Source organism: Demequina ureilytica (assembly GCF_048553575.1).
Classification (GTDB): domain Bacteria; phylum Actinomycetota; class Actinomycetes; order Actinomycetales; family Demequinaceae; genus Demequina.
Genome location: NZ_JBLZIE010000001.1, coordinates 943,855 through 968,079, shown reverse-complemented (window position 1 = coordinate 968,079; position 24,225 = coordinate 943,855). Strand labels below are relative to the sequence as shown.

The following is a 24,225-nucleotide window of genomic DNA, read 5'->3' as shown; positions in this document are numbered from 1 at the left end:
CCCGGCCGATGCGCGGGCCCCGTCTCCTCGCGACGCGCCCTAGTCTCGCGCAGCGGGTCTATAGCAGCGTGAGTTCCGCTTCTGGTTCTGGCTTTGGTGGGACCACCTGTTGTTGGTCCCGGGGCGGCGCGGGATCAGCGCGATGCTCCCGGGCCGAAAGTTCCCCACCTGTCTCCGTTTGGGGCCGTGCGTGGTCGCTGGCCGACTCCTTGTGCGACGCCGCCTCATCGGGCGGTCCCGTATCGGCTGTTCCGGCGTTGTCGAGTTCGCGTTTTTCTTGGTCGGTGATGCCGTATCTGGCTCTGCCACCCAGGCGGGGCTTTCGTGCCGGGTCGACGGAAGTGGGCGGGATGAACCACACCTGGTCGTGGCTCGCTTTGATGTCCCAGGCGCCCCACTTGTCGCGATGAATAGTGTGGTGACAGGCGACACACAGCATCACGCCGTTGGATAGGTCCGTGGGGCCGCCGTCCCTGTCCCACCACTTGATGTGGTGGGCCTCGCAGTGACTCGGCGGTGCCCCACACATCGCACAACCCCCGTCCCTCTCGAGCAGGGCCACACATTGCGCGGGGCTGAAGCGGCGCTTCTCCTGGCCCACGTCCAGCTTCTGGCTCTCACCGCCGAGCACGACCGGCACATATTCGGCGTCCACTGCCATTCGACGCAACTCGGACACGGGAATCGCAGCCGCAGCCCCGTCGACGCTCGCCGCAGTGTCGCCACAGTTCTCGAGCAACTGGTCCAGGGTCATGCGCACAATCACCTTGGTGGTCGCATGAGCGATCGGGGCCTGATCACAGCCGAGCATGTGACGCGCGAACGTCGCCAACGCATCGGCACGGATCTGACCGGGCATACGCGTGTCATCGGCGAGCGGGTCGCCCTCGCGACGGCGACGCAGAGTGGCCTTCACCACCGACTCCAGCGCCGCACGGATCGGTGCGGCGGTGACGGGGTCCAGAATCCCGGAGATCCGCACTGCACCATCGGACTCGTCCTTAATCACCAGATACCGCGCCTTCGCCAAACGCTTCTGCCTCTCCTCGGCATCCCGGGAGACCATTCCGTCACGCCAGCGCATCACGATCGGCGCGAACTGCTCCGCGCTGAGGCCCGGCGCGCGCTCCGCCAGCCTCCGTTCCGCCAACGCCACCTGATCACGGCTTGCCGCATCAGCTACCGAGTCGAGCATCCGGGTGATCTGCGCGGCGTGATCGACACTGATCCGCCCCGTCGCCAACGCTTCAGCGACGACCGGATACGTCGGCTCCTCCGGCTCCGGGGCCGCCGCCCCGGTCACTTTGGCCTCGTCCTCGCGGCGCTTCTGCTGCTGCGCGTCGGCCATGGCCTGCCCGGCACGAATCAACCGTTCGGCCTCACGCCTGGACCCGCCCGTGGCCGCAGCGATCTGCTTAGCCGGATCAGGAAAGCCCTGCTTGCGTGCTAAACCCGTGGACCCGAGCTCCGGGCCCGACAGCCGCGCTATCTGCGCACACGCCGCCGCCAACAACAGATCCGCATCCCGCTTCACATCCGTCGCGCACGCTTGCATGGCCAACGCCGCCTGCTCCGACAACACCTGACCGGCCATCAGCGACCGAGCCTCACCCAACGCGCCGCGCGCCCGCTCAAGGGCGTCTACCAACCCAGCCGGCGCATCGGCCGACTGCAATGGAGACTGCCCGTTCGAGGTCATATGGCAAGCAAATCAGCGCCCTCTGACATTCCAAAACCCCTGGCAGATATCTGTGGATGGACCACGGACACCGCCCGCGCAGAGGTGCGCACGCCCAACTAACCCGCGCTATCCACAGGCCCCAGCCCGCGCACGTACTCGCGAATGAGTAACACGCCAGCAACGGTCGCCTCGTCACCGTGCTCGTGCGCGGAGGCGCGCAGCTCGCGCGGGTCGATGCCCCAGTTCTCGAGATCTCCCGAGTGGCCGATGAGCCAGCGCTCGACCGCCTCGGGATCTGCCTCCGGGTGAAACTGGATGCCCAACGAATTGCCGTACGCGAAAGCCTGATGCGGGGTGGCCGCGGTAAAAGCAAGGCTCGTCGCACCATCGGGCAGAGTCACGATGTCGCGGTGCCAATGGAGCGTGGGCGCCCCTTCCAGGTGCCGGAGCGGAGTGTTCCGTGCCTCCCGGGTGAGCGTCACTGACGCGAACCCGACCTCTCGCTCGCCACGGCGAACCGTCGCACCCAGCGCGAGCGCCATGATCTGTGCGCCCAGGCACACGCCCACAGTGGGACGCCCCTCCCGCAGGCGCACATATACCAAGTCATGCACCTCGCTCAGAACTGGGTACCGCGAGACATCCGCTGCATCGATTGGCGCGCCCAGCACGACGACAAGGTCCGCCGTGGCCGCAGGAGCGAGGTCGTCGACGCCCACCTCGAGGTACCGCAGCTCGTACCCGTGGGCTGTGATCTCCGGCTCCCACACGCCCAGATCCTCGAACGCCACGAACCGGATCACGTCGCATCGCATGGCGTCACTGTAGCGAGCCGCCGGATGGCCAATGCGGTTGCCCGGTTGCCCAGCGGCGCGCCGCACCGCGCCTTGCGCCGTCCGCTTGCGAATTCGCGAGACGGGACGGACCGGCAGACAATGGTGTTGTGAAGTTGAAAACAGACCGCGGGGCCCTGACCCCAGCAGCGTGCACCGAGGTCGAGAGGTGAGGCGGAGTCCGTCGTTCCCCCGCTCAGGCACGACCGAGCGGGCGAGGACGAGTGTGCGTGAGCCATACCGGCACGGGGCGCTGACCTTTCGGACGATCCGCGACCTCCCTCACCGCTCCTCGACGTCGCCCACCTTCCTACTCGTGCATGGGATTGGCATGTCGCATCGGTATCTGTCGCGGCTGCACGGTGCGCTCGGTGCGAAGGCGACCACTGTCTCTCTCGACCTGCCAGGCCACGGGGGCTTGCCCAAGCCGGGGTTGGACGTCGATGTCCCCCTCATGGCACGCGGAATCGCGGGAGCGATCGAGTCTCTCGACGTGGGCCCCGTCGTGGTGATCGGCCACTCGATGGGTGCGCAATGGGTCGCCGAGCTGGCTCATCAGCGTCCCGATCTCGTCAAAGCGGTGGTGCTCATCGGTCCCGTGGTCGACTCGCGGCGCCGGACTCTGCCCGCCCAAATGGCGGCACTCGCTCGTGACACGTTCGGCGAGTCTGCGCGCGTCAACGGGATCGTCGCCACCGATTACTTCCGCTGCGGTGTCCCCTGGTACCTGGCCCAGGCTCGGCACATGCTCCGCTACGCCATCGAGGACACTTTGGAGCAGCTCACCGCGCCGGTGCTCATCATCCGCGGCGCCCGCGACCCCATCGCAGGATCCGAGTGGTGCAGACAGCTCGGCGATCGGGCGGCCGGCTCGCGCCTCGTGGAGATCCCGCGCCACCACCACGTGGTTCAGGAGAGTGCACCGCGCGAGGTGGCCGCCGCGATCCAGTCCTTCGTCACGGACCTGGCCCCGGCCCCGAGCGAGCCCCGGCCATGACCGGCGTCGTGCGATCAGGCGCGTGGTGGGCGCGCGACTACCTGTATGCCCTCGCGTGGCAGTCACGCGCGCTCGTCAATCGGACCGATCCGCGGTCCTTCCTGACCGGCACACGCACACCAGTCGTGGTGCTTCCGGGCATCTACGAGACGTGGAAGTTCATGCAGCCTCTGATCGAGCGGCTCCATGAGCGTGGCCATCCGGTGCACGTCGTGAAGAAGCTGCATCGCAACCACCGGCCCGTCGAGGATGTGGCCGAGCACGTGGCCGCCTACCTCGAGGATCACGGGCTCCGCGACGTCATCCTGGTCGCGCACAGCAAGGGCGGACTCGCTGGCAAGCTCGTCATGGTGAGCGCGGGCGGCGAGCGCGTGCGCGGGATGCTCGCCATCGCGACGCCGTTCGGCGGCTCTCGCTACGCCCGCATGATGCCGGTGGCCTCGCTGCGTGCCTTCTCGCCGCGCAACCCGTCCATCACCGAGTTGTCCCAGCACGAGTCCGTGAACTCGCGGATCGTGTCCGTCTACGCGGCGTTCGACCCTCACATTCCCGAGCGCAGCGAGCTTCCGGGCGCCCGGAACGTCTCCCTCGACACCGGCGGCCACTTCCGGGTGCTCGCGCACCCCGGGGTGCTTGCCGCATTCGCGGCGCTCGAAGAGTGACGAGCATCGTCTTCGCACCTTCATCGTCGCCCGGACGGCCGATGCGTGGGCGGAGGAGGGCCGGCACGTCACCCCCGGCGAAGCCCGAGTCCGCTACCCCTCGGCCCTGCGCGTGTGGATCCGCTCGCCCTCCTCGTTGAAGATGCTGATCACCCGCGCCGGCTCGTCACCAGCAGCCATCATGGTGTGCGGCACGCGCGTGTCGAACTCGGCCGCCTCGCCGGGCTCGATCACCAGATCCTGCTCGCCCAGCAACAGGCGCAGCCGCCCCGACAGCACGTAGAGCCATTCGTGCCCGTCGTGCACGCGCTGCTCGGGCGGCGCGTCCACTGGCGCGTAAGTGATGCCGTACGCGCGCATGGAGGAGGATTCGGGCGCGAGCGGCACCATCACGTGGCCCTCCCGCCGGATGGCCGGCCGCCGCACCCGCGGGTCGCGATCGGCGGGCGGCAATAGGTCGTCAACCCGGATCCCCAACTGGCGAGTCAGCGGCACCAGCAGCTCGAGGGACGACTGTCGCTTGCCGGACTCGAGCCGCGACAGCGTGCTCGCCGAGACCGATGCGCGCACGGCCAGGTCATCCAGCGTCCATCCGCGGGCCTGGCGCGCGGCGCGCAGCCGCGGACCTACTTGCGCGAGCTCATCCATGCCAACACTCTTGCACATTCCGCAAGGAGACTTGCACGTCGGCCTCGCGCAAGCGAGGCTCGGACCATGACACCACCACTGCCTTGGGACGCCATCGTGATCGGCGGCGGCGCCGCGGGACTGAGCGCCGCGCAGATGCTCGGCCGTTCCCGCCGACGCACCCTCGTGATCGACGCGGGCCGGCCCCGCAACCGCTTCGCCACTCACATGCACGGCATCTTGGGCCACGACGGCCTCGACCCGGCTGACTTGCTCGCCAAGGGCCGTGTCGAGGTCGAGCGCTACGGCGTCGAGGTCCGGACGGGCTCCGTTGAGACGGTCAAGGACGAGGGCGACACCATCGCCGTGACCCTCGACGGCACCGCCACCATGGACAGCACAGTCGAGCACACCCGCGCCATCGTGTTCGCCACCGGAATCACCGACGTCCTGCCTGACGTCCCTGGTCTCGCCGAGAGGTGGGGAACCACCGTGGCGCACTGCCCGTACTGCCACGGGTGGGAGGTGCGAGACCGGCGAATCGGCGTCTTGGTCGCCCATGCCGGCCAGGTCCACCTCGCGTACATGGTGCGCCAGTTGAGCGACTCGGTGATGGTCTTCGCCCAGGACCCGGGCCTCGTCGACCAGTCCGAGCGCGAACGGCTGGCCGCCCGGGGCGTCCAGGTCATCGACTCGGCGGTCACCGGCCTTCACGGCACCGCCGCCGGCAGCCGCGTCGCCACGGCTCCCGACCTGACCCACGTCACCACCGCCGACGGCGCTACCCACCAGGTCGACGCGATCTTCACCGCTGGCGTGCCCCACCCCCACGACCACGCCCTCAACCCGCTTGGCCTGAAGCGCACCGACGGACCGGGCACGAGCGTGATCGCCACGGAGCTCGACGGCGCCACCAGTCACCCGCGCGTCTGGGCAGCAGGCAACGTGGTCAATCCGATGGAGAGCGTTCCGATGGCAGCGAGCGCCGGCGCCGTGGCGGGCGCCCGCGTGAACGCCTTCCTCGTCACCGAGGACTTCGACATCGCCCTCGGCTCTCCCGACATGGACCCTTCCGCCTTCTGGGAAGGCCGCTATGCCGATTCCGAGCGCTCCTGGTCGGGGAGCGTGAACCCAACCCTCGCATCGGCCGTCGCGGACCTCCCGCCTGGCTCGGTCCTCGACCTCGGCTGCGGCGAGGGCGCCGACGTGATCTGGTTCGCCCGCCAGGGCTGGGACGCGCGTGGCCTCGACATCTCCCCCACGGCGATCGCCCGGGCGCGGGCGGCGGCGGCCGATGCGGGGGCTGAGGCATCCTTCGAGGTCACCGACCTCGCGGGCTGGCAACCGGCGCAGGCTTACGACCTCGTCACCGCATCCTTCTTCCACTCCCCCGTGGAGCTGCCACGCACCGAGGTGCTGACCCGCGCATCGGCCGCCGTGAAGCCCGGAGGCCACCTGCTGCTCGTGACGCACGTCGCACCACCGCCGTGGGCCGAACCCGAATGGACGCGTCACCACACGTTCCTATCGGCACGGCAGGAGGCCGATGCGCTCGGTCTCGACGCGGACGAGTGGGACGAGGTGCGAGTCGAGGAGGTCGAGCGCGAAGTCACCGACCCCGACGGCCGGCCTGCGACGCTCGCCGACGGCGTGGTGCTGATGCGTCGACGCTAGCCGGCAACCGAGCGACCGGATCAACCATGTTGCTGGCGGTCGCTGCCGCGTGGCCACATGCGAGGCCCTCAGTTGGTCCGGCTGTTCGGCGCGAGCACCGACGCGTTGGCGCTTCTCAGGAGGCGAAAGCAGAGACCGGCACTACCGCGCGAGAGTGAGAATCTCCGCGCCGTCCTCCGTGATGGCGATGGTGTGCTCCGTGTGAGCGGTCATGCCACCGGTCGAGCTGCGCAGCGTCCACCCGTCGTCGTCGACCACCAGCTCGTCGGTGTCGGCCATCACCCACGGCTCGAGCGCGAGCATGAGCCCCGGCCGCAGCTTGTAGCCGCGCCCTGCACGCCCGGTGTTCGGCACATGCGGGTCCTGGTGCATGCTGGAGCCGATCCCATGGCCACCGAACTCCCTGTTGATCGGGTAGCCCGCCTCGCTCAGCACGGTCCCGATGGCGTGCGACAGGTCGCCGATGCGCGCCCCTGGGCGCGCGGCCGCGATACCCGCCGCCAGCGCGCGGCGGGTGGCCTCGATCATCGCGAGTGTCTCGGGCGGCTGAGTCTCGCCGACCACGAAGCTGATCGCGGCGTCTGCCGCCACCCCTCGCAGCAGCACCGCGAGGTCCAGAGTCAGCTTGTCGCCGTCCGCGAGCACGTAGTCGCGCGGCCGGGCGTGCAGCACCGCGTCGTTCACTCCCGTGCAGATGTAGTAGCCGAATGGCCCGCGACCGAAGGACGGGGCGTAGTCGACGTAGCAGGACTGGGCGCCAGCGTCGAGGATCATCTGCTTGGCCCACTGGTCGATCTCCAGCAGGTTCGTGCCGACGGAGGCGCGCTCGCGCAGCGCCTCCAGGATGCTGCCCACGAGCGCGCCGGTGTCGCGGGCGCGAGCGACCTCGGCGGGGCTCATGATCTCGATCATGCGGGGCGGCTCACGCGGGGTTGTAAGGAGACACCACGATGTCCACGCGCTGGAACTCCTTGAGGTCCGAGTAGCCCGTGGTCGCCATCGAGCGGCGCAGCGCACCCATGATGTTGGTGGTGCCGTCGGCCCGGTGACCGGGCCCGTTGAGGATCTCCTCGAGGGTGCCCGCCGTGCCCACCTCGACGCGCTCACCGCGAGGAAGCTCATCGTGGTACGCCTCTTGACCCCAGTGGAAGCCCCCGCCGGGAGCGTCCGAGGAGCGAGCGAGCGCAGCCCCGATCATCACCGCATCGGCCCCACATGCGAACGCCTTGACCAGGTCGCCGGACCGCCCGAGCCCACCGTCCGCGATCACGTGGACGTAACGGCCGCCCGACTCGTCCAGGTAGTCACGGCGCGCGGCCGCGACGTCGGAGACCGCGGTTGCGAGCGGAGCGTGAATGCCCAGCGTGGTGCGCGTGCGCTGCGCCGAGCCACCACCGAATCCGGCGAGCACGCCCGCGGCTCCGGTGCGCATGAGGTGCAGCGCGGCCTGGTACGTCGCGGCTCCACCCACGATCACCGGCACGTCAAGGTCGTAGATGAACTTCTTGAGGTTGAGCGGCTCGGACTCGGCCGAGACGTGCTCGGCGCTCACGGTGGTGCCGCGGATCACGAACAGGTCCACGCCGGCCTTCAGAACTGTCTGGTAGTGCTCCTGGGTGCGCTGCGGGCTGAGCGCCCCAGCAACAGGCACGCCGGCCGCACGGATCTCCTGGAGGCGCGCGGTGATCAGCTCGTCCTTGATGGGCTCGGCGTAGATCTCCTGCATGCGCGCAGTGGCCTCGTCGGGACCAAAGCCGGCGATCTGCTGGAGCAGTCCCGTGGGGTCCTCGTAGCGGGTCCACAATCCCTCGAGGTCGAGAACGCCCAGTCCGCCCAGTCGCCCCAGCTCGATCGCGGTCGCTGGGCTCATGACGGAGTCCATGGGCGCCGCGAGCACGGGGATGTCGAACTGGAACGCGTCGATCTGCCAGCTCAGGCTCACCTGCCGGGGATCGCGCGTGCGCCGCGAGGGCACCACCGCGACGTCGTCGAAGGAATATGCGCGCCGGCCTCGCTTGCCGCGTCCGATCTCGATCTCATTGCTCACCGGCACAGCCTATCCGGCCTGCCGTGTCAGTCGAGCGTGGGAGAGTGATGACCATGAGCTGGCTAGACGCGACCATGGTGGGCTTCGACACCGAGACCACTGGCATCTCCACCGAGCGCGACAGGATCGTGAGCGCCGCGATCATCACGCGCACAGGCGAGGAGGTCAGCGCGCGCGACTGGCTGATCGACCCCGGCGTCGAGATCCCCGCGCGCGCCACCGAGGTCCACGGCATCACCACCGAGCGGGCGCGCTCGGAAGGCATCCAGCCGGCCGATGCGCTCGAGGAGATCGCGTCGGCTCTCGCCCAGGCGCTGGTCGCCCGGGTACCGGTGGTGGGCTTCAACGTCCAGTACGACCTATCGATCCTGGAGGCCGAGCTGGCACGCCATGGACTGCCGTCGCTCGCGTCACGAGTGCCCGCCGGGGTGCGGCCCATCGTGGACCCGTACGTGCTCGACCGACACCTGGATCGCTACCGCAAGGGCAAGCGCAAGCTCATCGACCTGTGCACGCTGTATGCCGTGCCTGTCGTGGCAGACGATCTCCACTCCGCAGACGCGGATGTGCTCGCCACCCTCGAACTGGTGCACGCCCTCGCCGCCGCGTACCCGACCATCCGCGAGGTCGACCTGGACGCTCTGCATGAGCAGCAGCAGTCGGCGCATCGGGAATGGGCGGTGGGCTTCGCCGCGTGGCTCAAGTCACGCGGCCGCACGGACGACCTGCCGCGGCCCGATTGGCCGGTGGCCATGTCTGCTGCCCCCGGGGACACCGCCGTCCCGCTCGACCTGACTCCCTCGGCTGAGACGGCTCCTGCCCCGCCCGCTCCTGCGGCCCCGTCTGAAGCGGCGGCGCCCGCGGTCGCCAGTGCGCCCGAACCCCGCAGTGCCCCCGAACCGCGCAGCGCCCCCGAACCGCGCAGCGCCCCCGAACCGCGTCGTGCGCCCGCCATCCCCGCATCGGCCCCACCGCAGGCGGGCGACGAATCGCTCTTCTAGGCACCTGACCTCCGCGGGCCTCGCCCCGAGATAGCGTGGGTCACAAGCCCATGGAGGTGGCGATGACGCCTACGGACACGAACCACGGACCGCTCGCAGACGCGAAGGCACAGCTGGCCCAGGCGGTCGAGCACCTGGGCTGCGAACCCGGCGTCCATCGGATGCTCGCGACCAGCCGCCGCGAGATGGCGGTCTCGGTGCCGCTGCGCCGCGACGACGGCACCGTCGCCGTCTACGATGGCTTCCGAGTGCAGCACAACTTCTCCCGCGGCCCCGCGAAGGGCGGCCTGCGGTTCTCCACCGCAGTCGACCTCGACGAGGTGCGGGCCCTTGCGATGTGGATGACATGGAAATGTGCGCTCGTCGACCTGCCGTACGGCGGCGCAAAGGGCGGCGTGGCGATCGAGCCGCGCGACCACTCGCTGTCCGAGCTCGAGCGGGTGACGCGCCGATACACGTCGGAGATCCTGCCCATCATCGGACCGGAGATCGACATCCCCGCGCCCGACATCGGCACCGACGAGCGCACCATGGCCTGGATCATGGACACCTACTCGGCCTCGGTGGGCCACACGGTCCCTGGCGTCGTGACCGGCAAGCCCATCAGCCTGGGCGGCTCGCTCGGGCGTGCCACCGCCACGTCTCGCGGCGTCGCGCATATCGCGCTCATGGCCATGTCCCTGCGAGGCATCGAGCCCCAGGGCGCGACGGCGGCGATCCAAGGCTTCGGCAAGGTGGGCCGCGGTGCCGCGCGGTTCCTCGCCGATGCCGGGGTGCGCGTGCAGGCCATCAGTGACGTCGACGGTGCCGTGTGGGCCGAGCAGGGCCTCGACGTCCAGCGGCTCGGCGCACACGCGGACGAGACGGGAAGCGTGGACGGTTTCGAGGGCGGCGAGCAGATCGATCCGGCAGGTCTCGTGATGCTCGACGTCGACCTCCTGGTGCCCGCCGCCGTGGAGGGCGTGATCACCACCGCGAACGCAGACCGGGTGCGCGCCAAGGTGCTGGTGGAGGGCGCCAACGGCCCGACCACCTCCGGTGCGGACGCGATCCTCGGCGACAGCGATGTGCTCGTGGTCCCCGACATCCTCGCGAACGCGGGCGGCGTGATCGTCTCCTACTTCGAGTGGGCGCAAGCGAATCAGGCCTATCGATGGACCGAGCGTCAGGTGAGGGACCGGCTCGAGGAGCGGCTCACGCGCGCATGGCACGACGTCGTCGAGTACTCCGGCGTGCACCGCATGTCCTATCGACAGTCGGCGACAGCACTGGCCGTGGAGCGAGTGATCGAGGCTCACGAGCTGCGCGGCCTCTACCCCTAAGCGCTGCGCGCTGGAGGGACATGAGTGCTCTCGCTGGGCCAGAACCTACACTCATGTCCCTGCAGGGCGACAAGTGCGGGTCAGGAGACCAGCACGCGCCACAGCATGGTGAGCGACACCAATACGATCAGCACGCGCAGCACCATCGGGTGGACCCGCAGCAGGATGTGCGAGCCGACATAGGCGCCGATGAGTTGCCCCGCGATCATCACGCCGCCCACGAGCCACAGCACCTGGCCAGCGAAGATGAACACGATGAGCGAGGCCACGTTGGTGGCGAAGTTGAGCGTCTTCGCGATCGCGGTCGACCGCCGCAGCGGCAATGCGCGTAGCGCCACGCCTGACAGGGCGTACAGCGACCCGGTCCCGGGCCCGAAGGCGCCGTCGTAGGCACCGATCGCCGGCACGATCGTCGCGTCATACGTTGCCGCGCTCATCCGCTCGTGCGCGGGTGGCCGGTGCGAGCGAGGCACGAAGAGGAAGTAGGCCGCGACGAGCGCGAGCACCACGATGATGACGACCTCGAGCGAAGAGACGGGCACGAACAGGATCGCGATGGTGCCGAGCACGGATCCGACGAACGCCCACAGCATGGGCCATCGAACGTCTGCCCATCTCACGCCGTGGCGGCGTATCACCTGATAGGTCGCCATCCCAGTGCCGGCCGGGGCTTGCAGCTTGTTGGTGCCGAGCGCCTGCAGGGGAGGCACTCCCGCGAGCAGCAGCGCGGGGACGGTGATGAGCCCGCCGCCACCCGCGAGGGTGTCGAGGCATCCCGCGAGGAGCGCCACCACCGCGAGAACGACGAGCGCCTGCCAGGTGATCTCCACCGGCTAGCGCTGTGTGCTCAAGCGCGGCCCTGGTAGTTCGGCGCAGCGACGGTCATCTGGATGTCATGGGGGTGCGACTCCTTGAGCCCCGCCGGGGTGATGCGCACGAACTTGCCGCGCTCGCGCAACTCGTCGATGGTGCGCGCTCCGACGTAGAACATCGACTGGCCGAGCCCGCCCACGAGCTGGCGAGCGACGTCGCCGAGCGCCCCCTTGAACGGCACGCGGCCCTCGATGCCCTCGGGGATCAGGTCGTCGTCGCTGGGCGAGTCCGACTGGAAGTAGCGGTCCTTGGAGTACGACACGCGGCCGCGCGAGGCCATGGCCCCCATGGAACCCATCCCCCGGTAGCTCTTGAACTGCTTGCCGTTGACGAGCACCAGGTCGCCGGGGGCCTCCGCACAGCCGGCGAACAGCGACCCCAGCATCACTGACTCCGCTCCCGCCACGAGCGCCTTCGCGATGTCGCCCGAATACTGCAGGCCGCCGTCGGCGATGACGGGTACCCCTGCGGGGCCGGCGGCCTTGTACGCCTCGTAGACCGCCGTGATCTGCGGCACTCCCACGCCGGCGACCACACGTGTGGTGCAGATCGATCCCGGACCCACGCCCACCTTGATCGCGTCGACGCCCGCGTCCACCAGCGCCTGCGCACCGTCGCGGGTCGCGACGTTGCCGCCGATGACCTGCACGCGGGATGTGGCGGGATCTGACTTGAGGCGAGTGATCATGTCGATCATGGCCTGCGCGTGGCCGTGAGCGGTATCCACGACAAGCGCGTCAACGCCCGCCTCGACCAGGGTGACCGCGCGCTCCCACGCGTCACCGAAGAACCCGACGGCGGCCGCGACGCGGAGTCGCCCGTGCTCGTCCTTGGTCGCCTTGGGGTAACGCTCGGTCTTGACGAAGTCCTTGACCGTGATGAGCCCAGTGAGGCGCCCGGCGTCGTCCACCAGCGGCAGCTTCTCGATCTTGTGCTCACCCAGCAGGTGCGCGGCCTCGTCATTGCTCATGCCCTGGCGGCCCGTGACGAGAGGCATGGGCGTCATGGCCTCGTGGACCTTGCGCGACTCGAACTCGCGCGGGTTCACGAATCGCAGGTCGCGGTTGGTGATGATGCCCAGCAGCGTGCGGTCCTCGTCCACCACCGGCAGGCCCGAGACCCGGTACTTGCCGCACAACGCGTCGAGCTCGGCCAGCGTGGCGTCCGGACGCACCGTCACGGGGTCCAGGATCATGCCCGACTCGGATCGCTTGACGATCTCGACCTGGTGAGCCTGGTCCGTGATCGACAGGTTGCGGTGAAGCACGCCGATGCCGCCGTGGCGAGCCATCGCGATCGCCATGGGCGCCTCGGTGACGGTGTCCATGGCTGCGCTCAGCAGTGGAAGCTCGATCCGGATGTCACGCGTGAGGCGCGTGGACGTGTTCACCTCGGACGGAATGACGTCGCTCTGCCCCGGCAGCAGCAGCACGTCGTCGTAGGTGAGTCCTGTGAATGCAAAGGGGTCGTGATCAGCGCTCGCCATGGGCAAAGTCTACGGCTCGTGCCGACGCTGCCGCGCACGCGCCTTCACGTGAACGTGCTCATCTCATCCGGTGTCGACCCCGTCACCCACCCCCCATCGTCGCCCCGCGATCTCGGGGGTAGCCAAGCGGCCCGGCGAGGGGTATGAATGGAGGTAACTAGCACATCGTTATCAGTTTGTTATCGGGGCTTGACGTTTCCGATTCGTCCGGATTACGGTGATTGCACCAGTCGCATTCGGCTCAAGGACGAACCGGAGTGAAGACACGACCCGAGGTAGGAGCGCCATGGACAACGTCGCCAAATTGCCGGCACCGACTCAAGATCAGTGGGAGTGGCAGTACGAAGGTGCGTGCCGCGACGCGGACACCGACCTCTTCTTCCATCCCGAGGGCGAGCGGGGTGCGGCGAGGCGCCGCCGGGCCGAGGCGGCCAAGGAGTACTGCCAGCGCTGCCCCGTCCTCGACACGTGTCGCGAGCGCTCGCTCAAGGCGCGCGAGCCGTTCGGCGTGTGGGGGGGACTCAGCGAGGACGAGCGTCACGCCATCCTGGCCGGCCGTCTCAAACAAGCCAGCTAGACGCGCAGTTCACCCGCGCATCGGGTAAGACATGAGAAAAGGCCCCGGGGAATCCCCGGGGCCTTCTCTTGTGTATCCGACGTCTAGGAGACGACGCCCAGCAGGTCGCGCGCCGACAGGATGAGAACATCCTCGCCGGCGTACTTGACCTCGGTGCCGCCGTACTTGCTGTAGATGACCTTGTCACCTACCGCGACGTCGATCGGAATGCGGTTGCCGTTGTCATCGACACGACCCGGGCCCACCGCGAGGACTTCACCCTCCTGGGGCTTCTCCTTGGCGGTTTCCGGGATCACGAGGCCAGAGGCGGTGGTCTGCTCGGCTTCTGCCGGCTTGACCACGACCTTGTCCTCAAGAGGCTTGATAGAGACCGACACGCGGACCTCACCTTCCATTCATCCAAGTTCGATACGTGGATCGCGGCCCTCATCGCTCCCTGCCGTCGCGGGGGTCAAGGTGCGGTTCGGGTGCCACGTACTCCGTTCGGAGCAATCTCAGATTAGCACTCGCACTTGGCGAGTGCTAACTCTGCGACGTTCGCCTCGCGAGAAGCACAGCGTGACAGGATCGAGCCATGGACGCCGCCACCGCACGCCTGCTCGTGTCGCCCGAGGGGCGTGCGCTGATCGACTCCCTGCCGCCCTATGACAGTGCCCGCTCAATGTCCCTCGGGGCCGAGCTGCGAGCACAGGGGGCGGACGCAGCACTGGTCGCCGCCGCGCTCACACAGTCTCGCCTGAGGGCCGATGCGCGGGCCAAGTTCGGCGACTTCGCGTCCGGCATGCTGTTCACTCAGGACGGCCTGGAGCAGGCCACCAGGCTCCGGGTGGCGGCCGAGCACGCACGCCGCTACCGCGACGCCGGCGCGCACCGCGTGCTGGACCTGACGGCAGGCATCGGTGCCGACGCGATGGCACTGGCCGCGATCGGCCTCGACGTGACGGCCTTCGAGATCGACGAGGCCACCGCGCTGATCGCCGATCACAACCTGCGCCACTGGGGCCCTACTCGTGTGGTGCTCGGCGATGCCATGGAGCTCGCGCCGCAGGTCGATGCCGACGGAGTGTTCGCCGATCCCGCCCGGCGCACCGCGCGGGGACGCCGACACGATCCACGCGACTACGCGCCGCCGCTCGGGCAGGTGCTGGCGCTGCGCGAGCGCTTCCCGGCGCTGGGCGTGAAGGTGGGACCCGCGATCGGCCACTCTCACGTCCCGGCCGGGGTCGAGGCCCAGTGGGTGAGCGTGGACGGCTCCGTCGTGGAAGCAGCGTTGTGGTGTGGCCCCCTCGCCCAGCACCCGGGCCATGCGGCGCTGGTGATGTCCGCAGAGGGCATGCACCGGATCGCCGGCACCACCGAGCGCGCCGACGCCGGGCCCCTCGCCGAGTTCGTGTACGAGCCCGACGGTGCGGTGATCAGGGCCGGTCTGGTCGGCGAGCTCGCCACGCGCATGGACGCCTGCCTCCTCGACCCGACCATCGCGTACCTGACCACCGGCTCCCCCGCCGAGACCCCCTTCGCTCGCGGCTACCGGGTGCTCGAGTCGATGCCGTTCAAGGTCAAGGGGCTCGCGGCAGCGCTGCGCGTGCGCGGCGTGGGCACGGTCGATATCAAGAAGCGCGGGGTCGACGTGACGCCCGAGCAGCTGCGTCCCCAACTGAGGCTCAAGGGCGACGCACGCATGACGGTGATCATCACGCGCGTCGCGGGACAGCGGACGGCGCTGCTCGCGGAGCCCGTCTAGCAGGTTGGATGAGGCACGTCGACCGCAACGGGCCACTCACCGCCCGGCGGGGCGGCCCCCACGAGCACGTCGGCCAGTCCGTCCAGAGCCGAGGAGCTGCGGCCGTACAGACCCACGTAGACGTCGGCCTGGGAGTCCGTCAGACCCCACGGCCCGCCCATTGCGACCACCACGTCGGCGCTGCCGCGGGCTTCGTCGCCACCCAACAAGAAGACTGTCGTGCCGCCGTCGCCGACACTCACTCCGTGCGCCTCAAGTGCCCGCGCGAGAGTGGCGCGGTCGTGGTCGTAACCGCCTGAGATCGTTACGGTGTCCCCCAGCCACGCGGCTGAGCAGTCCTGTGCGGCCACGGTCGCGCCCTCAGCCGACAGCGCGCGCGCATAGTCGGCTCCGTCATCGGGCTCCGGCTCGAGTCCCGACTGCCATCGGGCCAGCAGGATCGTCCGCGCCGCGGCCTCGTCCAAGCGCTCCCGCGGCACAGTCCCATCCTCGACGGCAGTCACGATGGCGTCACGCGCCACGCGAGCGTCGGGCGGCATGAGCAGCAGGTCCGCCCCGGCGGCCAGCGCCGCGACGGCCGCCTGGCCCGGCCCATGGGTGTCCTGGATCGCACCCATGTTCAGCGCGTCCGTGACCGCGACTCCGTCGAAGCCCAGCTCGTCGCGTAGATACGCGTACGCGGCGGGCTCCAGCGTTGCCGGGCCCGCTCCCCATTCGGGCAGCGCGACGTGCGCCATCATCACGGCAGGCGCGCCAGCGTCGACTGCGGAGGCGAACGGCGCAAGGTCACGCTCCTCCAGGCCAGCCAGCGTCTCCCGTTGCACGGGCAGCACCTGGTGCGAATCCTGCGCCACCGAGCCGTGTCCCGGGAAGTGCTTCACGACCGGCACCAGGCCGCCGTCGATGAGACCCGCGAACGCCGCGTTGACCGTCGCGGACACGCGGGCCACGTCCGACCCGGCCGAGCGTGCGCGGATGGTCGGATCCGCCAGCCCGACGGTCGCATCTGCCACCGGGGCGAAGTCCACGGTGAAGCCCATGGCGCCCATGTCGACCCCCGCCTGACCGAAGGCGCTGCGGACCGCGTCCTTGTCGCTCGCGGCCCCCGCAGCCATGAAGCTCGGGAGGTCGGGCATCAGCCCCCGTAGCCGCGACACCGTGCCACCCTCCTGATCCACGCCGACCAGCGCACCCCAGTCGCGGCCTTCCGCGGCCGCGCCGGCCTGCGCGGCCGCCGTGACGGCGCGCACTCCGTCGCCGTCCGTCACGGCATCGGCCATCACGATGACCCCGCCGAGAGCAAGGTCGGCCACCAGCGTCTCCGTCGCCTCCGGGGAGGGCGACGACACTGACGCGACGATAACCTGGCCGGCCGCGTCCGCGAGCGACAGTCCGCTGGCCGTCGCGAGCGCGGCGTCCCACTCCGCGTCCGTGGGACCCCAAGCGATGTCGGGCTCGGAGGGGGTGGGCGAGGGCCGGGGGGCGGCCGATGCGGTGGGCGACTCGGTCGTCACCGCTGGGGGGTGGGACGGTGTGACGCTGGCGAAGCTCTCCTTGAGCTGCGCCGCGGGCCACCACGCGACGGAGATCAGGCCCGCCGCCACCAGCGCGGTGGCGGCGGCCACGATCAGGGCCGGCCGTCGCGAAGGCACTGCACTACACGGTGACGGTGGTGAGGGGCATGGACGAGTCGACGCCGACGCCGAGAGAACTCGGGGCGCCGCCACGGCGCGCCACCGCGGACCCGAGCGCCGCGATCATCGCGCCGTTGTCGGTGCAGTAGCGGATGGGAGGGATGCGCACGTCGATGCCGGCGGCCTGGCCTCGAGAGGTCGCCATGTCCCGCAGCTGCGAGTTGGCGCTGAAGCCGCCGCCGATCACCAGCGTGTCGACGCCGTGCTCGCGGCAGGCATTCAGGGTCTTCATCATGAGCACGTCTGCGACCGCGTCCGCAAACGAGGCTGCGACGTCCGCGAGCGGGATCTCGCGGCCGGCGTCGCGCTCGGCCTCGACCCACCGCGCCACGGCCGTCTTGAGGCCGGAGAACGAGAAGTCGTAGGCGTGCGTGGTCTTGAACTTGGGCGCCGTGAGCGCGCGGGGGAAGGGGATGGCCGTGGGGTCGCCGTCTCGGGCCAGGCGATCGATGTGCGGGCCGCCCGGGTAAGGCAGGCCGAGCAGCCGGCCCACCTTGTCGAAGGCCTCCCCCGCGGCGTCGTCGAGGGTGTGTCCCAGTTCGCGCACCGTCACGGCCGAGCCCTCGATCAGCAGCAGCGACGTGTGACCACCGGATACGACGAGCGACATCACGCGGTCAGGGAACTCGCCATGCACGAGCTCGTCCACCACGGCGTGGCCGATCACGTGGTTGACCCCATACAGCGGGCGCTCGAGCGCGAGAGCGAGGGCTTTGGCCGCGGCGTTGCCCACCATGAGCGACCCCACCAGCCCTGGTCCGGCCGCGACCGCGATGGCGTCCACGTCCGCGAGGGTACGATCCGCCCGCGTCAGCGCCTGCTCCAGCGTGGGCAAGAACGCCTCCAGATGCGCGCGCGATGCCACCTCGGGGATGATCCCGCCGTAACGCGCGTGCTCGTCCATGGAGGACGCGGTGACGTCGACGAGCAGGTCTGTGCCCTCGACGAGGGCGACCCCCGTCTCGTCGCATGTCGACTCGATTCCGAGCACCAGTGGATTCACGCGAACAGCCTAACCGCGGTCGTCGGCACCGCCGGGCCTGGGAGACAATCGAAGGCATGCCCTCCACCTTCTTGCTGGATGCCGACGCGCGCTCGCTGTTGTTCCTCGACGCCCGATCCAACGTCAACTTCGCCGCGCAACCCGTGCCGGTGGAGGTGGTGAGCGAGGTGTGGGAGCTGGTGAAGTGGGGACCCACCGGGAACAACACCGTGCCGCTGCGCCTGCTCGTCGCCGAGTCCAAGGAGGCTCGCGCCGCGGTCATCGCCAACGCCCTGGAGGGAAACCGCGCTAAGCTCGCTCAGGCGCCGCTGCTCGTGGTCGCCGCTCACGACGAGAGGTTCCACGACACCTTCCACGTGACCGGGGCGGGGACCTCCTCGACGTACGAGCGGCTCGAGGCGGACGCGGACCGGCGCGCTTCGATGGCGCATTCGGGCGCCATGCTGCAGGCCGGCTACCTCATCCTCGGCCTGCGCGCTGCTGGGCTCGCGGTGCGCCCATACGGCGGCTTTGACAAGGCGGGCATGGATGCAGCGCTGTTCGGAGAGTCGTCGTGGCGATCCGAAGTGCTGTTCGGCATCGGCTACCCCCACGAGGACGATCACGGCGCCGGCGAGCGCCGCGGACGGCTCGGGGCGGATCAGGCGGTGAGGGTCGCGTGAGCGTGCCCATGCCGACCGATCGCATCGGCCGCGCGTTCGTGACGGTCGCCATCGTCGAGGCCGTCACGTGGAGCGGACTGCTCGTGGGCATGCTGCTCGAGCACGTGCTGGACGTGACCGAGTGGGGGGTCACCATCTTCGGCCCGCTGCACGGTGCCGCCTTCCTGATCTACCTGGGAATCGCCTTGCTGGCCGCGGTGAGGTTCCGCTGGCCCTTGCGCGTCTGCGCACTCGCGGGGCTGGCCGCCGTGCCTCCGCTCACGACCATCCCGCTCGAGCGCTGGCTGCGGCGCACCGGACGGCTCACTGTCAGTCCTCGTCGGTGAGGCGCACGCGCATCACCAGCGCGTCGACGTCCTCCGGCTGGTAGTAGCGCCGCCGTACTCGCACGTCCTCGAAGCCGTGTGCGCGATACAGCGCAAGCGCCGCATCGTTCGTGACCGCGACCTCGAGCCACGCCTCGGTCGTACCGAGCCGTCGCGCCTCACCGAGGAAGTCCCGCATCAGCGCCAGGCCAAGGCCGCGGCCGCGCGAGGCCGGCTCGACGGCCAGGTTCATCAGGTGGAAGGCGTTGCCCTCGAAGCCGTACACCGCGTACGCGACGAGGTCGGAACCGGTGTCGATCGCGTGATCGCTGTCGATCCCGCGCCAGCGGGAGGCTCCGTAGCGGAACTCCTCCCGGATCAGCCCGGGCGACCACGCGGACCCCGCGAAGATCTCCCGCTCGAGCGCGGCGACACGGTCGAGATCCCGGTCGCCGAGATCTCGCACGCGGGCGGCCGATGCGCGGGCCGGGTCCGCGCTCGAGGTGTCACTCATCGCAGGCACCCTTGTCGGCTAGGGCACGCGCAGGTCCCCGACGCCGTGGACGTCCGGGCGGCGCAGGTACATGGGTTCGAGCGGCAACTCCGCCTCGCCGGCAGCCAAGCGCTCTCGCGCGACGCGGACGAGCCAGGCCGGATCGGGGTCAGCGGCCACGGCCTCCGGGAACACGCTCGGGTAGAGGGCCGCGCCCCGCCCGACGACTGCGCCGGGCGGCACGACAGACTCGGGCGCGCCGACCTCGGGCCCCTCGACGCGCCGACCGTCCCGGTAGCGCGCCCAGTAGATCTCCTTGCGGCGGGCGTCGGCGATCACCGTCACGTCCCCGTGCTCGGCGCCCAAGGCGTCCAGGGAGCACACGCCGTGCACTGGCACGCCCCACGCGAAGCCGAGGGTCCTGGCCGTCACCAGGCCCACGCGCAGCCCGGTGAACGGCGCTGGGCCCGTGCCCACGACGATTCCATCCAGATCGCCGCCTGCCACACCCGCATCGGCCATCGCGTCGCGCACGAAGGAGCTCAGCAGCTCGGCATGGCCGCGCGGCGCGAACTCTGCGCGGGAGGCAAGCACGCGCTCGCCGTCGACCACGGAGACGGCCACGGCTGCGGAGGTGTCGATCGCGAGAATCACGCAGTCCAGCCTAGAGGCCGGGGAGGGCCACGCCCTCCCACCGATCGCCGTGCGAGGTGATGCGCACCGACCTGACCCCGCCGGCGGGGTCGTCCATGTCCACGGCACCGCCGCGGGGCCGCTGAATCGTGACGTGCAGCCGGTCCTCGGACAGCGCGGCGGCGCCTTCGCCCCACTCCACCACCGTGACGGCCTCGTCGAGCGAGGTGTCGAGGTCAAGGTCATCGAGCTCCGCGAGCGAGCCCAGCCGGTAGGCGTCGACGTGCACGAGGTCCGGTCCGTCGCCCAGACTCGGGTGCGTGCGCGCGATGATGAAGGTGGGGCTCGCGACGTCGCCCCGCACCTCGAGCGCCCCGCCGAGCCCCTGAGTGAACGTCGTCTTGCCCGCCCCCAGGTCGCCGGTGAGGATGACGAGGTCTCCGGGCCGCAGCATCGGCGCGATGACGTCCGCGCCGAGCGCGCGCATCTGAGCCGCGTCGGCGGCCTCGAGCGTGACGTCGATCATGCCGTGCTCTTGTCGCGCAGCGCGCCGAACCGGCACACCACCTCGTAGTCGATCGTGTCGATCGCGTGGGCCCAGTCTGTGGCGCTGGGACCGTCCTGGCCGAACAGGGTCACCGGATCGCCCACGCACACCTCGGTGGCGGGTCCGAGATCGACCACGAACTGGTCCATGCACACGCGGCCCGCGATGCGGTAGCGCCGGCCGCGAATCGCGACCTCGGCGCAGTTGCCGGCCGAGCGGAACACGCCGTCGGCGTAGCCCGCGCTCACCAGTCCCAGAGTGGTCGGGTAGGGCGTCACATACTCGTGGCCATAGCTCACCCCGTGACCCTTCGGCACGTCCTTGACGAGGATCACCTCGGACCGCACGGTCATCGCGGGAGTGAGGCCGAACCTCTCGCCGCTAGGGTCCACCACCGGGGGCAAGCCGTAGATTGCGATGCCCGGACGCACGAGGTCGAAGTGCAGGTCGGGCCGGGTCAGCGTGCACGCCGAGTTCGCGAGGTGGCGCACCTCGAGCCCCACGCGGCGCTCTTGCGCGAGTGCGAGCGCCTCGCGGAACACGTCCGCCTGAGCATCGATGGTGGGGTGACCCGGCGCGTCCGCCCAGGCAAGGTGCGACCACATGCCGACGATCCGCACGAGCCCCTCGGCCTGCGCCGCGATCGCGAGGTCGAGCAGCGCGGGCAGGTCGTGGGGCGCGACGCCCTCGCGTCCCAGTCCGGTGTCGACGCAGATGTGAAGGCGAGCCGGGACCTCGTTCTCACGGGACACGGCGACGATCTCGCCGAGCACCTCGGGAGACGACACTGACAGGTCCACGTCCGCGGCGATGAGAGCGCGGGCCGGCACACCAGGGCCGTACAGCCAGGTGAGGATGCGGCCCGAGTCGCCGGCAGCGCGCAGCGCGAGCGCCTCGTGGGGCTGCGCGACACCCAGCCAGGTAGCGCCGCCCACTCGTGCCGCAGCCGCAGCGCGCGCGAGTCCGTGGCCGTACGCATCGGCCTTCACGACTGCCATGACATCAGCGCCCGCTGCGTGGCCGCGCAAGGTCTCCACATTACGCGAGATGGCGCCGTAGTCGACGCTCACCTCGAGGGCGCTCATCGGTCACCCTCGGCGACGACGACAGCAGAGGCTATCCCCGCATCGTGCGACAGCGACAGGTGGAACCTGTCGATTCCCAGCTCGGAGGCGCGAAGGGCTACCGTGCCGCGGACCTCGAGCGTGGGGCGTCCGTCGTCTCCGCGGTGGACCTCCGCATCCTGCCAGCTCAGCCCTGCGGGCGCGCCGAGCGCCTTCGCGAGCGCCTCCTTGGCGGCCCACCGTGCGGCAAGGCTGTGCTTGCCGAGCTCACGCTCCGCCGGGGTGAAGACGCGCTCGAGGAAACCTGGCGAGCGATGAATCGCCAGCTCGAATCTCTCGATCGCCACCACGTCGATGCCCAGCCCCAGGACGGCCATCTCTACTCGACCGTCACCGACTTGGCGAGGTTGCGAGGCTGATCCACGTCGAAGCCCTTGGCCGAGGCCAGCTCGTGGGCGAAGATCTGCAGCGGGATCACGCTGAGCAGCGGCGTCATCAGCACGGGGGCCTCGGGCACGTAGAAGATCTCGTCCGCATGCTTCGCGGCCTCCTCGTCGCCCTCGACTGCGACCACCAGCGTGCGTGCTCCACGAGCGCGGACCTCCTGCACGTTGGAGAGCACCTTCGCGTGCAGCGACTCGGGGCCGCGCGGGCTCGGAACGATGATGAAGACCGGCAGGTCCTGCTCGACCAGCGCGATGGGACCGTGCTTGAGCTCGCCTGCTGCGAAGCCCTCGGCATGGATGTACGCGAGCTCCTTGAGCTTGAGCGCTCCCTCGAGCGCAACGGGGTAGCCCACGTGGCGGCCCAAGAACAGCACGGTGCCGTTGTCCGCCATCGCTCGCGCCACCTCGCGGATCGGCTCTGCGGTGTCGAGCACGCGCTGGATCTTGGCGGGCATCGCGTCGAGCTCGCGCAGCAGCGCCTCGATCTCGTCCGGGAACTTGTTGCCGCGTAGCTCGGCGAGGTAAACGCCCAGCAGGAAGGAGGCGGTGATCTGCGCGAGAAAGGCCTTCGTCGAGGCGACCGCGATCTCAGGCCCGGCCCGGGTGTAGAGCACCGCGTCGGCCTCGCGCGCAATGGTCGAGCCCTGCGCGTTGACGATGCCGATGACGGCCGCGCCCTGCGCCTGCGCGTGGCGCACCGCCATGATCGTGTCCATGGTCTCGCCGGACTGGCTGATGGCGACCACGAGGGTCTTGATGTTCACCACGGGATCGCGATAGCGGAACTCGTGAGCGAGCTCGACCTCCACCGGGATGCGGGTCCAGTGCTCGATCGCGTACCGCGCCACCAATCCCGCGTAGCTCGCCGTTCCGCACGCGACCACGATGATCTTGTCGATCGACTTGAGGACGTACTCGTCGATCAGGCCCTCGTCCAACTTGAGCCGGCCGCTCTCGTCCACGCGTCCGCGCAGGGTGTCCGCGACCGCCGTCGGCTGGTCGTGGATCTCCTTGTCCATGAACGTCGCAAAGCCGCCCTTCTCGGCCGCCTCCGCGTCCCAGTCCACGTAGTAGGGCTCCCGCTCGACGATGTTGCCCTTGATGTCGGTCACGACCACCGAGTCCGGGGTGATCTCGACGATCTCGTCCTGGCCGAGCTCGAGCGCGGTCCGGGTGTGCTCAATAAACGCGACGACGTCGGAGCCCAGGAAGTTCTCTCCGTCGCCCAGCCCCACGACCAGCGGTGAGTTGCGTCGGGCACCGACGACGGTGCGAGGCTCGCGCGAGTCGACCGCGAGCAGCGTGAAGGCTCCTTCGAGACGCTGGGCCACGGCGCGCATCGCGTCCGCGAGCCCAAGGCCGCCATCCACTTGGCGAGCCAGCAGATGGGCCGCGACCTCGGTGTCGGTGTCCGACAGGAAGTCCACGCCCTCCGCCGCGAGCTCGTCGCGGAGCCGGTTGTGATTCTCGATGATGCCGTTGTGGATCAGGGCGACGCGTCCACCAGCCGCGAGGTGGGGGTGTGCGTTGGCGTCGTTGGGTGCGCCGTGAGTGGCCCACCGCGTGTGACCGATCGCCGCCGTGGACGGCGGGAGGGGCTGCTCGGCGATCGCCTTGGACAGGCGCACGAGCTTGCCTGCGCGCTTGACCACCGCGACCCGGCCCGGGTCAGAGCCCACCAGCGCGATCCCCGCGGAGTCGTACCCCCGGTACTCGAGGCGGGCGAGCCCGCCCATGATGACGCCCTCCGGGCGCGCTCCCGGCTCGCCAGAGCCCACATATCCCACAATTCCGCACATGGGACATGAGTCTACGGGCCCGCGCCCCTGTCGGCGGCGGACCCTGCTGTGCGGA

25 protein-coding genes are annotated in these 24,225 nt (G+C 69.8%); 9 read left to right on the top strand and 16 right to left on the bottom strand.

From position 1 onward, the window contains the following. Positions 1–58: 58 nt before the first annotated feature. Both ACNI3K_RS04465 and ACNI3K_RS04460 read right to left on the bottom strand, forming a co-directional pair. On the bottom strand, positions 59–1,699 hold the full coding sequence (locus ACNI3K_RS04465; RefSeq protein WP_419390643.1) for an HNH endonuclease signature motif containing protein: 1,641 nt from the start codon (positions 1,697–1,699) through the stop codon (positions 59–61). A 98-nt stretch (positions 1,700–1,797) separates the two neighbouring features. Next, positions 1,798–2,496 carry a glutamine amidotransferase-related protein gene (locus ACNI3K_RS04460; protein ID WP_419390642.1) on the bottom strand — a complete coding sequence of 233 codons (699 nt, stop codon included), beginning with the start codon at positions 2,494–2,496 and terminating at the stop codon, positions 1,798–1,800. Between the two features lie 244 nt (positions 2,497–2,740). Between ACNI3K_RS04460 and ACNI3K_RS04455 the strand changes: the two genes are divergently transcribed. Beyond that, complete coding sequence (locus ACNI3K_RS04455) at positions 2,741–3,511, top strand: alpha/beta fold hydrolase (RefSeq protein WP_419390641.1); 771 nt, start codon at positions 2,741–2,743, stop codon at positions 3,509–3,511. Then, positions 3,508–4,173: an esterase/lipase family protein gene (locus ACNI3K_RS04450; RefSeq protein ID WP_419390640.1), complete on the top strand. Its 666-nt coding sequence runs from the start codon at positions 3,508–3,510 to the stop codon at positions 4,171–4,173. The genes ACNI3K_RS04455 and ACNI3K_RS04450 overlap by 4 nt, the downstream gene beginning before the upstream one ends. A gap of 93 nt (positions 4,174–4,266) precedes the next feature. On the opposite strand, the gene ACNI3K_RS04445 is transcribed toward ACNI3K_RS04450, so the two are convergent. Then, a complete protein-coding gene (locus ACNI3K_RS04445) occupies positions 4,267–4,821 on the bottom strand; it encodes a helix-turn-helix domain-containing protein (RefSeq protein ID WP_419390639.1) in 555 nt (184 codons plus the stop codon). Between the two features lie 66 nt (positions 4,822–4,887). On the opposite strand from ACNI3K_RS04445, the gene ACNI3K_RS04440 reads away from it, so the two are divergent. Further along, positions 4,888–6,474 carry an FAD-dependent oxidoreductase gene (locus tag ACNI3K_RS04440; protein WP_419390638.1) on the top strand — a complete coding sequence of 529 codons (1,587 nt, stop codon included), beginning with the start codon at positions 4,888–4,890 and terminating at the stop codon, positions 6,472–6,474. Positions 6,475–6,615: 141 nt separating this feature from the next. On the opposite strand, the gene map is transcribed toward ACNI3K_RS04440, so the two are convergent. Then, positions 6,616–7,386: a type I methionyl aminopeptidase gene (map, locus tag ACNI3K_RS04435; protein ID WP_419390637.1), complete on the bottom strand. Its 771-nt coding sequence runs from the start codon at positions 7,384–7,386 to the stop codon at positions 6,616–6,618. Between the two features lie 10 nt (positions 7,387–7,396). Further along, on the bottom strand, positions 7,397–8,521 hold the full coding sequence (locus ACNI3K_RS04430; protein WP_419390636.1) for a GuaB3 family IMP dehydrogenase-related protein: 1,125 nt from the start codon (positions 8,519–8,521) through the stop codon (positions 7,397–7,399). Positions 8,522–8,574: 53 nt separating this feature from the next. Here ACNI3K_RS04430 and ACNI3K_RS04425 point away from each other — a divergent pair, with 53 nt between their 5' ends. Next, complete coding sequence (locus ACNI3K_RS04425; RefSeq protein ID WP_419390635.1) at positions 8,575–9,522, top strand: exonuclease domain-containing protein; 948 nt, start codon at positions 8,575–8,577, stop codon at positions 9,520–9,522. 62 nt (positions 9,523–9,584) lie between these two features. After that, on the top strand, positions 9,585–10,844 hold the full coding sequence (locus tag ACNI3K_RS04420; protein WP_419390634.1) for a Glu/Leu/Phe/Val family dehydrogenase: 1,260 nt from the start codon (positions 9,585–9,587) through the stop codon (positions 10,842–10,844). 80 nt (positions 10,845–10,924) lie between these two features. Here ACNI3K_RS04420 and ACNI3K_RS04415 read toward each other — a convergent pair whose 3' ends face one another. Both ACNI3K_RS04415 and guaB read right to left on the bottom strand, forming a co-directional pair. Continuing rightward, positions 10,925–11,674 (bottom strand): TSUP family transporter, encoded by a 750-nt coding sequence (locus tag ACNI3K_RS04415; RefSeq protein WP_419390633.1) that lies wholly within the window; start codon positions 11,672–11,674, stop codon positions 10,925–10,927. 17 nt (positions 11,675–11,691) lie between these two features. Continuing rightward, complete coding sequence (gene guaB, locus ACNI3K_RS04410; RefSeq protein WP_419390632.1) at positions 11,692–13,203, bottom strand: IMP dehydrogenase; 1,512 nt, start codon at positions 13,201–13,203, stop codon at positions 11,692–11,694. Between the two features lie 286 nt (positions 13,204–13,489). Between guaB and ACNI3K_RS04405 the strand changes: the two genes are divergently transcribed. After that, the gene (locus ACNI3K_RS04405; protein WP_419390631.1) at positions 13,490–13,780 is read left to right on the top strand and encodes a WhiB family transcriptional regulator; all 291 of its coding nucleotides are present in this window, start codon (positions 13,490–13,492) and stop codon (positions 13,778–13,780) included. 83 nt (positions 13,781–13,863) lie between these two features. Here ACNI3K_RS04405 and groES read toward each other — a convergent pair whose 3' ends face one another. Continuing rightward, positions 13,864–14,157: a co-chaperone GroES gene (gene groES / locus ACNI3K_RS04400; protein WP_419390630.1), complete on the bottom strand. Its 294-nt coding sequence runs from the start codon at positions 14,155–14,157 to the stop codon at positions 13,864–13,866. 197 nt (positions 14,158–14,354) lie between these two features. Here groES and ACNI3K_RS04395 point away from each other — a divergent pair, with 197 nt between their 5' ends. Continuing rightward, complete coding sequence (locus tag ACNI3K_RS04395; protein ID WP_419390629.1) at positions 14,355–15,524, top strand: THUMP-like domain-containing protein; 1,170 nt, start codon at positions 14,355–14,357, stop codon at positions 15,522–15,524. Here ACNI3K_RS04395 and ACNI3K_RS04390 read toward each other — a convergent pair. Together ACNI3K_RS04390 and tsaD are read right to left on the bottom strand one after the other, a co-directional pair. Further along, positions 15,521–17,176, bottom strand: coding sequence for a glycoside hydrolase family 3 N-terminal domain-containing protein (locus ACNI3K_RS04390; RefSeq protein WP_419390628.1), 1,656 nt, complete (start codon positions 17,174–17,176; stop codon positions 15,521–15,523). The genes ACNI3K_RS04395 and ACNI3K_RS04390 overlap by 4 nt on opposite strands. A 4-nt stretch (positions 17,177–17,180) precedes the next feature. Continuing rightward, positions 17,181–18,221: a tRNA (adenosine(37)-N6)-threonylcarbamoyltransferase complex transferase subunit TsaD gene (gene tsaD / locus ACNI3K_RS04385; RefSeq protein ID WP_419390627.1), complete on the bottom strand. Its 1,041-nt coding sequence runs from the start codon at positions 18,219–18,221 to the stop codon at positions 17,181–17,183. A 56-nt stretch (positions 18,222–18,277) separates the two neighbouring features. On the opposite strand from tsaD, the gene ACNI3K_RS04380 reads away from it, so the two are divergent. Both ACNI3K_RS04380 and ACNI3K_RS04375 read left to right on the top strand, forming a co-directional pair. Continuing rightward, entirely contained in the window at positions 18,278–18,883 is a 606-nt protein-coding gene (locus ACNI3K_RS04380) for a malonic semialdehyde reductase (protein WP_419390626.1), read from the top strand. Beyond that, positions 18,880–19,209, top strand: coding sequence for a DUF3817 domain-containing protein (locus tag ACNI3K_RS04375; protein ID WP_419390625.1), 330 nt, complete (start codon positions 18,880–18,882; stop codon positions 19,207–19,209). Before ACNI3K_RS04380 ends, ACNI3K_RS04375 begins: the two co-directional genes overlap by 4 nt. On the opposite strand, the gene rimI is transcribed toward ACNI3K_RS04375, so the two are convergent. The 6 genes from rimI to glmS are packed head-to-tail and all read right to left on the bottom strand — an operon-like array spanning position 19,193 to position 24,170. Next, positions 19,193–19,702, bottom strand: a complete 510-nt coding sequence (gene rimI / locus ACNI3K_RS04370; protein WP_419390624.1) for a ribosomal protein S18-alanine N-acetyltransferase — start codon at positions 19,700–19,702, stop codon at positions 19,193–19,195. The genes ACNI3K_RS04375 and rimI overlap by 17 nt on opposite strands. An 18-nt stretch (positions 19,703–19,720) precedes the next feature. Next, complete coding sequence (gene tsaB, locus ACNI3K_RS04365; protein ID WP_419390623.1) at positions 19,721–20,335, bottom strand: tRNA (adenosine(37)-N6)-threonylcarbamoyltransferase complex dimerization subunit type 1 TsaB; 615 nt, start codon at positions 20,333–20,335, stop codon at positions 19,721–19,723. Positions 20,336–20,345: 10 nt separating this feature from the next. Further along, positions 20,346–20,840: a tRNA (adenosine(37)-N6)-threonylcarbamoyltransferase complex ATPase subunit type 1 TsaE gene (gene tsaE, locus ACNI3K_RS04360; RefSeq protein WP_419390622.1), complete on the bottom strand. Its 495-nt coding sequence runs from the start codon at positions 20,838–20,840 to the stop codon at positions 20,346–20,348. Then, entirely contained in the window at positions 20,837–21,946 is a 1,110-nt protein-coding gene (gene alr / locus ACNI3K_RS04355) for an alanine racemase (protein ID WP_419390621.1), read from the bottom strand. Before alr ends, tsaE begins: the two co-directional genes overlap by 4 nt. Beyond that, complete coding sequence (locus tag ACNI3K_RS04350; protein WP_419390620.1) at positions 21,943–22,302, bottom strand: holo-ACP synthase; 360 nt, start codon at positions 22,300–22,302, stop codon at positions 21,943–21,945. The genes alr and ACNI3K_RS04350 overlap by 4 nt, the downstream gene beginning before the upstream one ends. 2 nt (positions 22,303–22,304) lie before the next feature. Further along, positions 22,305–24,170, bottom strand: a complete 1,866-nt coding sequence (glmS, locus tag ACNI3K_RS04345) for a glutamine--fructose-6-phosphate transaminase (isomerizing) (protein ID WP_419390619.1) — start codon at positions 24,168–24,170, stop codon at positions 22,305–22,307. Positions 24,171–24,225: the final 55 nt, after the last annotated feature.

Coding starts and splice junctions, on each gene's coding strand:
- ACNI3K_RS04395 (WP_419390629.1), top strand. CDS start 14,355: ATGGACGCCGCCACCGCACGCCTGCTCGTGTCGCCCGAGGGGCGTGCG.
- map (WP_419390637.1), bottom strand. CDS start 7,386: ATGATCGAGATCATGAGCCCCGCCGAGGTCGCTCGCGCCCGCGACACC.
- ACNI3K_RS04465 (WP_419390643.1), bottom strand. CDS start 1,699: ATGACCTCGAACGGGCAGTCTCCATTGCAGTCGGCCGATGCGCCGGCT.
- rimI (WP_419390624.1), bottom strand. CDS start 19,702: ATGAGTGACACCTCGAGCGCGGACCCGGCCCGCGCATCGGCCGCCCGC.
- ACNI3K_RS04350 (WP_419390620.1), bottom strand. CDS start 22,302: ATGGCCGTCCTGGGGCTGGGCATCGACGTGGTGGCGATCGAGAGATTC.
- ACNI3K_RS04440 (WP_419390638.1), top strand. CDS start 4,888: ATGACACCACCACTGCCTTGGGACGCCATCGTGATCGGCGGCGGCGCC.
- guaB (WP_419390632.1), bottom strand. CDS start 13,203: ATGGCGAGCGCTGATCACGACCCCTTTGCATTCACAGGACTCACCTAC.
- glmS (WP_419390619.1), bottom strand. CDS start 24,170: ATGTGCGGAATTGTGGGATATGTGGGCTCTGGCGAGCCGGGAGCGCGC.
- tsaE (WP_419390622.1), bottom strand. CDS start 20,840: ATGATCGACGTCACGCTCGAGGCCGCCGACGCGGCTCAGATGCGCGCG.
- ACNI3K_RS04420 (WP_419390634.1), top strand. CDS start 9,585: ATGACGCCTACGGACACGAACCACGGACCGCTCGCAGACGCGAAGGCA.
- ACNI3K_RS04445 (WP_419390639.1), bottom strand. CDS start 4,821: ATGGATGAGCTCGCGCAAGTAGGTCCGCGGCTGCGCGCCGCGCGCCAG.
- ACNI3K_RS04425 (WP_419390635.1), top strand. CDS start 8,575: ATGAGCTGGCTAGACGCGACCATGGTGGGCTTCGACACCGAGACCACT.
- ACNI3K_RS04450 (WP_419390640.1), top strand. CDS start 3,508: ATGACCGGCGTCGTGCGATCAGGCGCGTGGTGGGCGCGCGACTACCTG.
- alr (WP_419390621.1), bottom strand. CDS start 21,946: ATGAGCGCCCTCGAGGTGAGCGTCGACTACGGCGCCATCTCGCGTAAT.
- ACNI3K_RS04460 (WP_419390642.1), bottom strand. CDS start 2,496: ATGCGATGCGACGTGATCCGGTTCGTGGCGTTCGAGGATCTGGGCGTG.
- ACNI3K_RS04405 (WP_419390631.1), top strand. CDS start 13,490: ATGGACAACGTCGCCAAATTGCCGGCACCGACTCAAGATCAGTGGGAG.
- ACNI3K_RS04380 (WP_419390626.1), top strand. CDS start 18,278: ATGCCCTCCACCTTCTTGCTGGATGCCGACGCGCGCTCGCTGTTGTTC.